General features: G+C 62.7%; 13 protein-coding genes and 1 tRNA gene. 3 read left to right on the forward strand and 11 right to left on the reverse strand.

All coding sequences use genetic code 11. The features are described from left to right. Positions 1-23 precede the first annotated feature (23 nt). On the reverse strand, positions 24-731 hold the full coding sequence (locus FVW59_RS02855) for a DUF2189 domain-containing protein (protein WP_187275721.1): 708 nt from the start codon (positions 729-731) through the stop codon (positions 24-26). Between the two features lie 275 nt (positions 732-1,006). Then, the gene (locus tag FVW59_RS02860) at positions 1,007-1,495 is read right to left on the reverse strand and encodes a VOC family protein (protein WP_246139602.1); all 489 of its coding nucleotides are present in this window, start codon (positions 1,493-1,495) and stop codon (positions 1,007-1,009) included. A 253-nt stretch (positions 1,496-1,748) separates the two neighbouring features. Here FVW59_RS02860 and FVW59_RS02865 point away from each other — a divergent pair, with 253 nt between their 5' ends. Next, positions 1,749-2,393 (forward strand): glutathione S-transferase family protein, encoded by a 645-nt coding sequence (locus FVW59_RS02865; protein WP_148062705.1) that lies wholly within the window; start codon positions 1,749-1,751, stop codon positions 2,391-2,393. A 50-nt stretch (positions 2,394-2,443) separates the two neighbouring features. On the opposite strand, the gene FVW59_RS02870 is transcribed toward FVW59_RS02865, so the two are convergent. Then, complete coding sequence (locus FVW59_RS02870; RefSeq protein ID WP_246139603.1) at positions 2,444-4,147, reverse strand: amidohydrolase; 1,704 nt, start codon at positions 4,145-4,147, stop codon at positions 2,444-2,446. Between the two features lie 253 nt (positions 4,148-4,400). On the opposite strand from FVW59_RS02870, the gene FVW59_RS02875 reads away from it, so the two are divergent. Both FVW59_RS02875 and FVW59_RS02880 read left to right on the forward strand, forming a co-directional pair. After that, a complete protein-coding gene (locus FVW59_RS02875; protein ID WP_148062707.1) occupies positions 4,401-5,228 on the forward strand; it encodes an ion transporter in 828 nt (275 codons plus the stop codon). 12 nt (positions 5,229-5,240) lie between these two features. Further along, entirely contained in the window at positions 5,241-6,161 is a 921-nt protein-coding gene (locus tag FVW59_RS02880; RefSeq protein WP_148062708.1) for a transporter, read from the forward strand. Here FVW59_RS02880 and ychF read toward each other — a convergent pair whose 3' ends face one another. The 8 genes from ychF to FVW59_RS02920 all read right to left on the reverse strand — a co-directional run bounded on the left by ychF (position 6,162) and on the right by FVW59_RS02920 (position 13,025). Next, a complete protein-coding gene (ychF, locus tag FVW59_RS02885) occupies positions 6,162-7,256 on the reverse strand; it encodes a redox-regulated ATPase YchF (protein WP_148062709.1) in 1,095 nt (364 codons plus the stop codon). A gap of 35 nt (positions 7,257-7,291) precedes the next feature. After that, entirely contained in the window at positions 7,292-7,882 is a 591-nt protein-coding gene (gene pth / locus FVW59_RS02890) for an aminoacyl-tRNA hydrolase (protein ID WP_148062710.1), read from the reverse strand. A 29-nt stretch (positions 7,883-7,911) separates the two neighbouring features. Next, complete coding sequence (locus FVW59_RS02895) at positions 7,912-8,559, reverse strand: 50S ribosomal protein L25/general stress protein Ctc (RefSeq protein WP_148062711.1); 648 nt, start codon at positions 8,557-8,559, stop codon at positions 7,912-7,914. 70 nt (positions 8,560-8,629) lie between these two features. Next, positions 8,630-9,562, reverse strand: a complete 933-nt coding sequence (locus FVW59_RS02900) for a ribose-phosphate pyrophosphokinase (RefSeq protein ID WP_148062996.1) — start codon at positions 9,560-9,562, stop codon at positions 8,630-8,632. 230 nt (positions 9,563-9,792) lie between these two features. Next, positions 9,793-9,867, reverse strand: a tRNA-Gln gene (locus tag FVW59_RS02905). Between the two features lie 12 nt (positions 9,868-9,879). Then, a complete protein-coding gene (gene ispE / locus FVW59_RS02910) occupies positions 9,880-10,710 on the reverse strand; it encodes a 4-(cytidine 5'-diphospho)-2-C-methyl-D-erythritol kinase (protein ID WP_148062712.1) in 831 nt (276 codons plus the stop codon). Further along, positions 10,707-11,297, reverse strand: a complete 591-nt coding sequence (lolB, locus tag FVW59_RS02915) for a lipoprotein insertase outer membrane protein LolB (protein ID WP_148062713.1) — start codon at positions 11,295-11,297, stop codon at positions 10,707-10,709. The genes ispE and lolB overlap by 4 nt, the downstream gene beginning before the upstream one ends. A 3-nt stretch (positions 11,298-11,300) precedes the next feature. After that, positions 11,301-13,025: a tetratricopeptide repeat protein gene (locus FVW59_RS02920; protein WP_187275722.1), complete on the reverse strand. Its 1,725-nt coding sequence runs from the start codon at positions 13,023-13,025 to the stop codon at positions 11,301-11,303. Between the last annotated feature and the right edge of the window lie 12 nt (positions 13,026-13,037).

Consider the following 13,037-nt stretch of genomic DNA (forward strand, 5'->3'; position numbering starts at 1 on the left):
CACTTTTCCTCCGCAAATCAGCGTCAGTAAACCAGGTCCCGGTAGGCTTGCCAGGTGGCATGCCCCAGTACGGGGAAGATCAACACCATCGCGATCAGTCCGGTGGCGAAGCCCACTATCACCAGGCCGGTGACTACCACGGCCCAGACCGCCATCGCCGGCGCGTCGCGCAGGCTGACCTGCAGGCTCGTGTGCATGGCGGTACTGGCATCCACGTGGCGGTCGACAATCATCGGCACTGTCACCACCGACAGCGTGAAGACCAGCAACGCCAGCAGCGCGCCGCTGCCGATGTAGGCCGTTAATTGCGGGACGCTCAGTCGCAGCATGACATCGCCCCACACCGTTGTTGTGACCGCCGGGGCAACCTCGCCCAGGGCAAAATACAGGATGCTTGCGGATAGCGTGAACCAGACCAGCGAGACCAGCAGCAGGATCTGGGCGAACTCTGTCAGACCCTTCCGGTTGCGGCGCAAGGGTGCCAGGGAATCCTCAAAGCCACCGGGTTCACCACAGTCGCGGCGCCGGGACAACTCGCAGAGGCCCGCGGTAATCACCGGCCCGACAAGCAGGAAGCCCGAGGCCATGGCGGCGATGAAATACGGGTGTCGCCCATAGGCGAGGATCAGCGCACCCAGCCCTGAAACCAGGGCCCCCCACGCAAGGCTTGCCAGGGGCTGGTGCAACAGGTCCTGCCAGCCTCGCCCCAGCCAGACCAGCGGTCGGGTCATTGGGACGCGGTGAATCCGGTATTGTGCGACGTTTCCAGAGTGGTGGGTTGAACGGCTGTAAGTGGCCATGGGTAGAGCCTCCCGCGGAGAAACTCCGCAGTAGCGGCGACAGGCCGGCGCTGTTCAGTCAGTGGCGAAGCATTTGCGAGTACGACTGTAGCTCGCCTGCCGCCCGGGTCGCGCGCGGGAGATACCCGCGCAGAGTGGTCATGTCATCTAAAGGTATAGATGGTTATGGTGCCGGCTGCAAGGCCGGCGCCCCGGAATCGAAACCGTCAGCCAGCCCGGGCAATCGTCGCAAAGGCGTCGATCACTTCCTGCGGCGCCTGTACCAGCTCCACCAGCACACCCTCGCTGCCGATGGGGAATTCCTCGTTGCCCTTGGGGTGAATGAAGGTGATGTCGTGACCGGCGGCGCCGGGGCGAATGCCGCCGGGCGTAAAGCGTACGCCCTGGGCCGTCAGCCATTCCACAGCGGCGGGCAGGTCGTCGATCCACAGGCCGACGTGGTTCAGGGCCGGCTCGTTGACGCGCGGCTTCTTGTCCGGGTCGATGGGTTGCATCAGGTCGACCTCGACTTTCAGCGGGCCCTCGCCGGCTTCGCAGATATCCTCGTCGACGTTTTCCTTTTCGCTGGTGTAGGAGTGGGAAAAGGTCAGTCCCAGGGTGTCGACCCAGAACCTGCGCAGTTTGGCTTTGTCGAGACCGCCGACGGCAATCTGCTGGACACCGAGGACTTTGAACGGACGGGAGGTGGAAGACACGGCTTGGCTCCTGTGTTTTGGACAGTGGAATTTGCCGGGCATTCTACCCTATTCAATGAGGGGCGCTGCAAAACCGCACACATGTTGTGAGTACCCGATCTCCCGCTTCGCTCCCGGTATCGATACCTGACAATATCGGCCGGATGCTGTCGAATGCGACAATAGCGAATCGACCACTAAGTGGAAGCGTCATGCCGGGGAGGCTGGCCAGTGCGCCATGTCATGGCGCAAAACCACTGCAAGGAGATGCCGTATGTCCGGGTTTGTTGTCACCACGTTTGATTGGGTACCCGCAATGCCGAGGGGTTTTGTACGGGATATCCGTGCCTGCTGGGCCCTCGAGGAGGCAGGCCTTCCCTACCGCGTCGAGGGTACATCGTTCGAGAACCGGTCTGTTGATCACTTCTCGCGCCAGCCCTTCAACCAGGTGCCCTGGCTGAGCGATGGCGAAACCACGATATTCGAAAGCGGCGCGATCCTGCTCTACCTGGCGGAACGCAGCGAGCTGTTGATGCCTCACAGCCACCGCAATCAGGTTATCGAATGGCTTTTTGCGGCACTGAATTCCGTTGAAATGGCGAGCCTGCCCTGGTCGCTGTTCAAGTTCTCCGGGAAGGCGGAGGACGCACCGGCCAATAGAACCATCGAGGATTTTCTTACCGCGCGGCTGCGGCAGATGGAGGCGGTGCTGGCTGGCCGGGAGTGGCTGGCTGGGGCATTCTCCATTGCCGACATTGCCATGGTGGATGTGTTGCGGCTGGTCGATCGCTTCGACGGGCTGGCAGGCTTCGCGAATTGCCGCCAGTATGTCCGGCGCGGCACGGAGCGTCCCGCTTTCCTCAAAGCACATGCGGACCAGATTGCATTCTTTGCCGAAGCGGACAAATCCCGGCATTGAAATCAGTACGGCCAACCTGCTGCTGACCGAAGTCATCCGGCCCGCTGCGCCTAGTGACGCTGATAAATGGTGACGCCACCCACCACAGTGCGCACCACCTGAAGGTCGCGCAGGTCGGCCGGATCACCCAGCGGGTCGCCATCCAGCACCACCAGGTCGGCGTACTTGCCAACCTCCAGCGAGCCCAGTTCGTCTTCGCGGAAGATCTGCCAGGCGGCGTCGATGGTCATGGCACGCAGGGCGTCCATGGCCGGTACCCGCTCATCGGCGCCGATCACCTGGCCGCTGGTGGATACACGGTTTACGGTACTCCACAGCAGCAGGATGGGGTCCATTGGCACCACCGGGGAATCCAGGTGGACGCTGTAGCGCAGACCGCGCTCGCCCGCCGAACGTGTGGGGCTGATATGCATGGCGCGTTCTGGGCCGATGAAGATGTCCCGGTGACGGTCACCCCAGTAGTAGGTGTGTGCGGAGAAGAAGCTCGGCGTGATACCCAGTCGCTTCATGGCGTCCAGCTGGTCGTCCCGGGCCATTTGCGAGTGGATCAGAATCAGGCGGGGGTCCTCGACCGGGTGTGCCTGCTGAGCTTTTTCAAAGGCGTAGATCACATCGTCGATGGCGCCGTCGCCGTTGGCGTGAATGGCCATCTGGATGCCGGCGCGATGAATTTCAGCGACGATATCCGCCAGTTTCTCACGCTCGAACGTGGGGTAGCCGCGGTAGTTTTCATCCTCCCGGAAGGGGGTGTGATAGGGGTGGGACAGATAGCCGGTATAGCCCTGAATGCTGCCATCGGACACGATCTTGATGGTGTCGGCGTGGAACCACTCGCTCTCCATCGCGGCGACGTCAATCTCCCCGCTCAGTACCTGCGGCCCGATCATCTTGTAGAAAGGCCAGATTTCCAGGCGGAACGGAATGTAGCCAATGCGCGATGCCAGTTGCAGCCCCTCCAGTACCCCTTTGTCGACCCCGCCGCTCTGGGCGGTGGTAACACCCTTGCTGGCATAGTCGGCGATGGCGGTATCGAGCATGGTGAGGATTTCCCCGACCGAGAAGTCCATGCCCAGCGCCTGCACCGGTGCCATGGCGGTTTCTTCCAGCAGGCCGGTCAGTTCACCGCTGTCGCGGTCGTGAACGATCACGCCGCCCTCGGGGTTGGGCGAATCCCTGTCGATGCCCGCCAGTTCCAGGGCGCGACTGTTCGCCACGCCCATGTGGCCGGAGACGTGGGTGACAAAGATGGGGTGCTCGGTGGAGACGGCGTCCAGCTCTTCCCGGGTGGGGTGGCGGTGTTCGGCAATCAGCGTGTCGTCATAGCCCAGCGCCAGTACCCACTGACCCGGTTCGCGCCCGGCGGCAAAGGTTCGCAGGGCCTGTTGGATATCGTCGATGGAGCGGATAGTGCCGATGGGCGGGCTGTTCAGGTCGACGGTGACGGCCGCGACGCCGGTGCCAGGGAAGTGGCCGTGGGCGTCGATAAAGCCGGGCAGCAGGGTCTTGCCCCCGAGGTCGTGCACCTCGGCCTCTTCGAGGTAGGGGGCCATGTCGCTGTCGTCGCCCACGGCGACAATACGATCTTCCCTGACTGCGATGGCGGATGCGATGCGGTTCTGCCCGTCCATGGTGAGTACCTGGCCATTGCGGAATACCTGGACATCGGGTGGCGTGGGGCGGCCCAGGGTAAAGAAGGCGGTGATCGCCAGCAGGGCAATCAGTACAAACAGGGTAAGCAGCAGTTTTTTCAGCAAGTGGGTATCTCCCTGTGGCATTGCTCGCGGCATCGACCGGTGCACGTCGGTTGGTGTGGTGCATGCTAACACCGCGAAGGGGGCGGCAAGTGCCAGCCAGGCGACAAACCGTGGGATGGGCGCCGGAACTCCCGCCCGGGCTAAAAAACTGAACGCGACTGTTCGGCTGTGCAAGCGCGGTCTGATTGCCTAGAATCTGGCGACCGCCCCGCGGCTGCGGGGGGCCCGTTAGCCAACTTCCCGATAGAGAACCATGTCACCTACAACCGATGTATTGCAGGCCCGTTTCGAGCGCCTGCGCAGTAACAAACTGTTTGAATTGCTGGTGATCAGCATCATCCTGATGTCGGCCCTGCTCATCGGCGCCAAGACCTACTCGCTGCCGCCGCTGGCCAATCAGCTGGTGCTGATCCTGGATTGGGGCATTACCCTGTTTTTTCTGGTGGAGATTTCCATCCGCTTCATGGGTGAGAGCGACAAGAAGCGCTTCTTCCGCAGTGGCTGGAACGTCTTCGATACCCTGATCGTCGTGGTCAGCCTGATTCCCATCGAGGATTCGGAGCTGGCGCTGATCGGCCGCCTGGTGCGAATTTTCCGGGTGCTGCGTATGGTCTCCATTATTCCCGAATTGCGCACCCTGCTGAACTCGCTGCTGGCGGCGCTGCCCCAGCTCGGCTATGTGATGTTGATGATGTTCATCATCTTCTACATCTACGCGGCGGTCGGGACCACCTTCTTTGCCGACATCAACGACACCCTGTGGGGCGACATCAGCATCAGTCTGCTGACCCTGTTCCGCATCATGACCTTCGAGGACTGGACCGACGTCATGTACGAAACCATGGCGGTCTACCCCCTGAGCTGGGTGTTTTACCTGAGCTTTATCTTCCTGTCCGCCTTTGCCTTTCTTAATATGATCATCGGCATCGTGGTGAACGTGCTGGAAGAGGAGCAGCAGCGCCAGGCCCGGGCCGATGCGCTGGCCGCCGGGGAGCCGACGCTGGCGGAGCTGCGCGATGAAATCCGCGGCCTGCAACAGCTATTACAGCAACAGGTGGATCAGCAGCGTCCCGCTGCCTGAGGAGGAGGGGGAGTGACGTCGCAAGGTGGTGTATCGATAGCCCTGGTGGTCGCCCTGGCTTTGCTGGCCGGTGTGACGCCCGTTGCGGCGCAGGAGCTGACGCCGCGCGCCTACTGGCCGGCGCCGGTGGGTACGCAGTTGCTGACCCTGGGTGTCTCTTATACCGACGGCGACACCGTGCCCGACCCCTCCCTGCCCATCGTCGGCGTGGATTCCGGCATCGTGACGGCCACCGCGGGTTACACCCGGTTCTTTTCCCTGGCCGGCCGCACCGCGAGCTTTTTCGTCCAGCAGCCTTACTCCGACGGCAATACCCGGGCCGAGCATGAACTCCTCGGCGACCTGGAGCGGGATTACCAGGGGGTGGGGGATATTACGGCGGGCGTGTCGTTCAACCTGCTGGGAGCACCCGCGATGAACCTGCAGCAGTTTGGCGAATTGCGGCACGCACCGCGCCCCATCCTCGGCGCCAGCTTCAAGGTGGTTGCGCCGACAGGCAACTACGACACGGACAGGCTGATCAACGTCGGCGCCAATCGCTGGGCGGCCAAGGCTGAACTGGGCTATATCCAGCCGCTGGCGCCGAGCTGGCTGCTGGAGCTGGATGTGGGGGTATGGGGGTTTGACAACAATAGCGACTTTGTCGGCTACACCCGCGAGCAGGACCCCATCTACTCGGCCCAGCTACACCTGATCAAGCGCTTCGGGCCGGGCTTCTGGGGTTCAGTCAACCTCAACGGCTACCACGGTGGCCGCAGCACGGTTGGCGGTCGCGAGCTGGATGACCTGCAGCGGGACACCAAGGCGGGGTTCACCCTGGTCTTTCCCTTCGCCGGCACACACGCCATCAAAGCCAGTTTCGCTACCGGCTCGGTGAACGACAGCGATGAGAGTTTTGATGTCTACCAGCTGAGTTATCAGCGGGTATTCTGATCAGACGTTGAAGCGGAAGTGGATGACGTCCCCGTCCTGCACGACGTAGTCCTTGCCCTCCAGGCGCCAGCGACCGGCGTCCTTGGCGCCCTGTTCACCCTTGTGGGCGATGAAGTCGTCGTAACTGATGACCTCGGCCCGGATAAAGCCTTTCTGGAAGTCGGTGTGAATCACGCCGGCCGCCTCGGGTGCGGTGGCCCCCACTTTCACAGTCCAGGCGCGCACTTCCTTTTCGCCGGCGGTGAAGTAGGTCTGCAGGTTGAGTAACTGGTAGCCGGCGCGGATCACCCGGTTCAGGCCGGGTTCTTCCATGCCGAGGTCAGCGAGGAATTCGTCGCGCTCATCGTCTTCAAGTTCGATGATTTCCGATTCCAGCTTGTTGCAAATGGGCACTACCACCGCGTTTTCGCTGGCGGCAATTTCCCGCACCTTGTCCAGGTGCGGGTTGTTGTCGAAGCCGTCTTCGCTGACGTTGGCGATGTACATGGTGGGCTTCACGGTCAGCAGGAAAAGCTGTTTGAGCAGGGCCTTCTCGCTGGCGTCGAGGTCCAGCGCGCGCACCGGCTTCGCCTCGTTCAGTTGCGGCAGCAGCTTGTTTTCCAGCAGTGCCTTCATGGCCACCGCTTCCTTGTCGCCGCCTTTGGCGGTGCGGGTCACTTTCTGCAGTTGCTTTTCGCAGCTGTCGAGATCGGCCAGGGCCAGCTCGGTATTGATGACTTCAATGTCGGAAGCAGGGTTGATCTTGTTGGCAACGTGGATGACGTTGTCGTCCTCGAAACAGCGCACCACGTGGGCGATAGCGTCGGTCTCGCGGATGTTGGCCAGGAACTGGTTGCCGAGGCCCTCACCCTTGGAGGCGCCCGCCACCAGGCCGGCGATATCGACAAATTCCATGGTGGTGGCGATTTCCCGCTGGGGTTTCACAATTTCCGCAATGCGGGTCTGGCGCGGGTCGGGAATCGGCACGATACCGGCATTGGGCTCAATGGTGCAGAAGGGAAAGTTCTCGGCGTCGATGCCGGCCTTGGTCAGGGCGTTGAACAGGGTGGACTTGCCCACATTGGGCAGGCCGACGATTCCGCATTTGATTCCCATGGTTGATTCCTGTCAGAAAGTGGGCCGAGTTGCACTCAGGCCGCAGTGAAACTGTGTAGCCGGGTCATGGCCCGGGTGCCATCACCGTCAAGTAGCAAGGGCAGGGCGGCGATGGCTTCGTCGATACTCAGGTCGATACGCGTGCGTTCGTCGGCACTGGGGCGGCCCAGGACATAGCCGGTCACTTTCGATGCGTGACCCGGGTGGCCGATGCCGATGCGCAGGCGGTGAAAATCCTTGCTGTTACCCAGCGCGGGTACAATATCGCGCAGGCCGTTGTGGCCGCCGTGGCCGCCGCCCTGCTTGAAGCGGGCCTGGCCAGCGGGGATATCCAGCTCGTCGTGGGCAACCAGGATCTGTTCGGGTTCGATCTTGTAAAAGCTCGCCATGGCCGCCACGGCCTGGCCGCTGCGATTCATGTACGTGGTGGGGATGAGCAGGCGCAAATCCTGCCCTGCCAGGGTGATGCGTGCAGTGAGGCCAAAGAACTTGCCCTCGCTTTGCAGGGTGGCGCCGCACTGTCGTGCCAGCGCCTCCACAAAATCGGCGCCCGCGTTGTGGCGTGTGCCCCGGTAGTCGCTTCCGGGGTTGCCAAGGCCAGCTATCAGTTGGATGTCGGCTGTCAACGCGGGTGCCGCTCGCGGCGCAGGACGAATCAGTCCTCGCCGTTCTCCTCGGCGTCACCGCCTTCGGCAGCTTCGTCGTCGGCATCGCTGCCACCTTTCGGCGGGATCACGCTGGCGATGGCCAGGTCGTGGTCTTCGCCCAGGGCCAGGGCCACGGAGCTGACACCTTCCGGCAGCGCAACGTCGGACAGGTGAACGATTTCACCGGCCTTGACGTTCAGCATGTCCACTTCGATGTACTCGGGGATGTCGGTAGGCAGACACAGGACTTCGATGTCGGTTTCCTGGTGCTGAATCATGCCGCCTTCGATTTTTACGCCGTGGCAGCTCTTCTCGTTCAGGAAGTGAATCGGCACGTGTACCTTGATGGCAACCTTGTCGTCAACGCGCAGGAAGTCTGCGTGCATAACGGCGTTGCGGGCGGGGTGACGTTGCAGGTCCTTGAGGATGGCCTTTTCTGCACTGCCGCCGACGTTGATGGTCAGCACGTGAGAGAAGAAAGCCTCGTTTTCCAGTGCCTTTTCCAGGTCCTTGCGAACCAGGGTCAGGGGCTTGGGCTCTTTGTTGCCGCCGTAGATGATGGCGGGTACCAGGTCGGCGTGACGACGCAGGCGGCGGCTCGCACCTTTCCCCAGGTCCTCGCGCACTTCGGCGTCGATTGCAAATTGGTCAGACATTGTCTGGCTCCTTTGATAACACTGCGTTGCTTGCGACCAGCGCGACAGTGATTGGTTTTAAGCGCTGCCTTTACTGGAACAGCGCGCTGATGGATTCCTCGTTGGACACCCGGCGGATGGACTCCGCCAGCAGGTCCGAGATAGTCAGCTGACGGATCTTGCCGATCTGCTTTGCTTCCGCACTCAGGGGAATCGTGTCTGTTACCACCAGCTCATCGAGCTGGGAGGTCTTCAAATTGTCCAGTGCGCGGCCCGACAGTACCGCGTGGGTACAGTAGGCAACGACTTTCAGGGCGCCGCGCTCTTTCAGCGCGTCGGCCGCCTTGCACAGGGTGCCGGCGGTATCGACCATGTCGTCCACCAGCAGGCAGGTGCGGCCTTCCACTTCACCGATGAGGTTCATTACCTGGGCTTCGTTGGCCTGCGGGCGGCGCTTGTCGATGATGGCGAGATCGGCATCGTCGAGCTGCTTGGCGATGGCGCGGGCGCGAACCACACCGCCGATGTCCGGCGACACTACCATCAGGTTCTCATAGTGGCAGGCCTGGATGTCGGTGTTCAGCACCGGCGAGCCGTAGACGTTATCCACCGGGCAACCGAAGAAGCCCTGGATCTGCTCGGCGTGCAGGTCGACCGTCAATACCCGGTCGACACCGACCGTAACCATCATATCGGCCACCACCTTGGCGGTGATGGGCACCCGTGCGGAACGTACGCGACGGTCCTGGCGGGCGTAGCCGAAGTAGGGCACCACGGCGGTAATGCGAGCTGCCGAGGCGCGACGCAGGGCGTCGATCATCACCAGCAGTTCCATCAGGTTGTCGTTGGTCGGTGCGCAGGTGGATTGCACCACGAACACGTCCTTGCCGCGGACATTCTCGTTCAGTTCAACGGCCACTTCGCCATCGCTGAACTTGCCGACGTCGGCCTTGCCCAAAGTGAGGTACAGTCTGCTGGCAACTTTCTGTGCCAGTTCCGGGTTGGCGTTTCCGGTGAAGACCATCATTTTGGAGGACACGGCGCTTACCTCGGGTTGATGCTGGATAGGGACTCTGTACATTGCTCGCTCCGGAATGCCGGGCCGCCGGCCCCATGTTTCCCGCGAGCGACTGTACGTGCTGTACATAGAAATAGTGCCATACACTGTTGTCAATGTATGGCACTGCATCCGGGCGCCTTGCGGTCATGGCGCCCCGCGCACTGCAATGGTTCGGGCAACTGCGCACTCTTGTATGGCTGGGGTGGTAGGATTCGAACCTACGAATGCCAGGATCAAAACCTGGTGCCTTGCCGCTTGGCGACACCCCAGTAATCGGGTCTTCAGGATAGCTCAGACAGCGCTGGCGAGCGGTTTATGCCGCGAGCCACATAGGCCTGCCAGGACTCGGGAACCTGCTGTGCAACCGCCTCGGCGGATGCTTGACTGTCGAAGCGGGAAAAGACGCAAGCGCCAGTTCCTGTCAGTCTGGATTCTCCGAATTTTGCCAGCCAATTCAATGCCTTGGCTACCTCGGGGTAACGTCTGGCAACAACTTCCTGGCAGTCGTTGCGATATGCCCCCTGAAAAACGGCCGCCATTGTGATCGCAGGGCTGTTCCTTGTCAATTCCCGTGCCGAAAAAATTTCCCCGGTCGGGACATGGCAGCCCGGATGGATGAGTAGATACCAGTTTTCGGGCAGTTCCACTGCCCTCAGGCGCTCGCCAATTCCCTCTGCCCAGGCGCTGTGGCCGGCCACGAACAGGGGCACATCGGCTCCCAGGGGCAGGCCGGCGGCCTGCAGTTCGGCATTGCTGAGGCCGCAGTCCCACAACTGGTTGAGGGCCAGCAGGGTGGTGGCGGCATCGGAGCTGCCGCCACCGAGTCCGCCGCCGCTGGGAATACGTTTGTCGACGTGAATGCGGGCACCGCGATCGCCATGTCGAAGCGCGCGGGCGGCGCGTACGATCAGGTTGTCTTCGGGTGCGAGGCCGAGGGTGTCGCCACTCAGGTGAATCTCGCCACTGTGATCGGCGGTAATGGTCAGGGTGTCTCCCCAGTCCAGTAGCTGGAACAGGGTCTGCAACTCGTGGTAGCCATCCGCCCGGCGCCCGGTGATATGCAGGAACAGGTTCAGCTTGGCCGGTGCCATCAGGCTCAGGCCGGTGCTCATTGGGGCGCGCCCGGTTGCCAGTCGCGGATCAGTAGTTTGGCGCTGGTGTCGCCGCGCTGGATTTGCAGGCGGGTGGGCAGGTCAAAGGCGCCGAACTGGCGGTAGTCGGAAAAATCCACCAGCCAGCCATCCTGGCGCAGGTGGCTCAGGCGCTGCTTGTCGAAACGCAAATCGGTGGCATCGGTGTCCGGCTGGGGAATGCCGCGCAGCCAGAAAGGCAGCGCGGCTACGGGGATATCCCAGCCGGTGCTGTCGCGCACCGCTTCCGGGGTGGAAATATCAAGAATGTGAAGCTCGCCGCCACGCTGCACCTCCAGCCGCGCGCCGTCGGCAAGTACCCGGGTGGAGGCCATTCCGAGGGGGCCGCTGAGTTGCAGCTCGGATTGAGCGCCGGCCTGGCGCCACAGCAGGCTGGCGGTCTCTGCCTGTTCGCCGCTGCGCAGGGCGAGCTTGCCCCGGGCCTGCCAGTGCTGCAGGGCGCTCAGTTGTGCGACGTGTTGCTGCCAGTTCCGCTGCACCGCAGGTGAATCGGGGATGGTGCTACAGCCGGCCAGTAAAGCCAGCAGCAGGGGAACGATCAGGCGCATGGATCAGGGGGCGCTCTGCAGCATGCTGATATCGAAGCGCTGGATGGTGCTCAGCAGAATTTCGTGCTCAGGGTCCTTCAGCAGGGCGTCGCCCCAGATGGCGCGCGCCTGTTCGGCTCTGCCAGATACCCACAGTACCTCGCCCAGGTGCGCGGCAACCTCCGGGTCGGGGAAGGCCCGGTAGGCTCGCTCCAGGTAAAACAGGGCGTCCTCGTAGTTGCCCTGGCGATAGAGCACCCAGCCCATGCTGTCGAGAATGGCGGGTTCATCCGGCTCCAGTATCAGCGCGCGCTCGATCAGCTCGCGGGCCTCTTCATAGCGCTGGGTACGGTTGGCCAGCGAATAGCCGAGGGCGTTGAGGGCCGTGGCGTTGTCCGGCTCGCGGGCGATGATGGCGCGCAGGTCGGACTCCATCAGGGTGAGGTTGCCCTGCTTTTCCCCCAGCAGTGAGCGGCTGTAGCGCAGGGAGGATGACTCGGGCAGGGTCGACAGGGCTTCGTTCAGCACGGCCATGGCCGCGTCGTTGTCACCGACACCGGAGAGCACTTCGGCCTCCAGGGCGTAGAGCCTTTCGCGCGCCTCCGGATGAGCCTGTCGCAGGTTGACGAACAGGGCCCGCGCCTGATCTTCCTCGCCGTTCTCCAGCAGGATGCGAGCGATGCGGCCCTTGGCGCTGTAGAAGTCGCCACTGTCCGCTTCGCTGACTTTCATGTAGGCCTCTACCGCGGCCTGCAGGTCGTCGGCGTCTTCGGCGATGCGACCGAGATAGTAATGGGCTTCGTCGCTACGCTGGCCGAGCTCAATGAGCTGGTTGAGGTAGGCTTTGGCCGCCAGATTGTCGCCGATCTCGTGATTGATCAGTGCCAGGGAGAACAGCAGGTTGCCGTCCTCCGGCGAGCGGGCGGAGAGGATTTCGAACTGGCCGCGGGCGGCGTCGATGTCGCTGCGGGTGAGCAGCCGGGCGTACTGCAGGCGCAGGCGGCTATCGTCGGGATTGGCCGCCAGGGCTTCCTCGATATGGGCAAAGGGGGCATCCCTGTCCTGCTCCAGCAGGAGTTTGGCTTCCAGCAGCAGGCCCTGGTACTGGTAGGGCTCCTTGTCGAATAGCCGGGCCAGCACGTCCAGTGCCTGCTGGTGCTGCTGTAATTCATCGTAGGCGAGGGCGCGGGTGAGCAACAGGGACGGGTTGTCGGGGAATTCCGCTGACAGTGCTTCCAGGCCATCTACCAGCTCGCGCTGCTGCTCGCTGTCCAGCTCGGGAAAGCGATTCAGCAGAATGGGGAAGTTGGCCTTGCCCTGGTCCCGGGCCACCATGGCCAGGTGGGGCAGGGCTTCATTGGTGCGCCCGACCCTGGACAGCAGCGTGGCGTAGGTATTGTTGGCCTCGACATTGTCCGGTTCCAGTTCGACCCACAGGGCGGCGGATTCGCGGGCGGCGCGCTCCTGTTGCATGAACTGGGCGATGTGGGTCGTATGGGCGCTGACGCCGCGGTCGCGCAGCAGTGACGCCTGCTGGGTGTAAAGCTCCAGGGCGGTGCCGTATTCGCGGCGGCGCAGGGCGAATTCACCCAGCAGCAGGGGATAGAGCGATTCCGCCGGTATGGCGCGTTCCGGCGGCGCAGCCGGCTCCGCTTCCGCTACGGGTACAGCGGGTGCTTCGGGTGCGGGCGCAGAGGCGCAGGCGCCGAGCATAGCGGTCAGGCAGGCGGAGAGGAACAGACGCGACATGGCGGGGAGATT

Origin of the sequence: Parahaliea aestuarii, assembly GCF_008064635.1 — a bacterium.
In the GTDB taxonomy this organism is placed as follows: Bacteria; Pseudomonadota; Gammaproteobacteria; order Pseudomonadales; family Halieaceae; genus Parahaliea; species Parahaliea aestuarii.

Coding starts and splice junctions, on each gene's coding strand:
- FVW59_RS02855 (WP_187275721.1), bottom strand. CDS start 731: ATGACCCGACCGCTGGTCTGGCTGGGGCGAGGCTGGCAGGACCTGTTG.
- FVW59_RS02865 (WP_148062705.1), top strand. CDS start 1,749: ATGTCCGGGTTTGTTGTCACCACGTTTGATTGGGTACCCGCAATGCCG.
- FVW59_RS02875 (WP_148062707.1), top strand. CDS start 4,401: ATGTCACCTACAACCGATGTATTGCAGGCCCGTTTCGAGCGCCTGCGC.
- ychF (WP_148062709.1), bottom strand. CDS start 7,256: ATGGGAATCAAATGCGGAATCGTCGGCCTGCCCAATGTGGGCAAGTCC.
- FVW59_RS02895 (WP_148062711.1), bottom strand. CDS start 8,559: ATGTCTGACCAATTTGCAATCGACGCCGAAGTGCGCGAGGACCTGGGG.
- FVW59_RS02900 (WP_148062996.1), bottom strand. CDS start 9,562: ATGGTCTTCACCGGAAACGCCAACCCGGAACTGGCACAGAAAGTTGCC.
- ispE (WP_148062712.1), bottom strand. CDS start 10,710: ATGAGCACCGGCCTGAGCCTGATGGCACCGGCCAAGCTGAACCTGTTC.
- lolB (WP_148062713.1), bottom strand. CDS start 11,297: ATGCGCCTGATCGTTCCCCTGCTGCTGGCTTTACTGGCCGGCTGTAGC.
- FVW59_RS02920 (WP_187275722.1), bottom strand. CDS start 13,025: ATGTCGCGTCTGTTCCTCTCCGCCTGCCTGACCGCTATGCTCGGCGCC.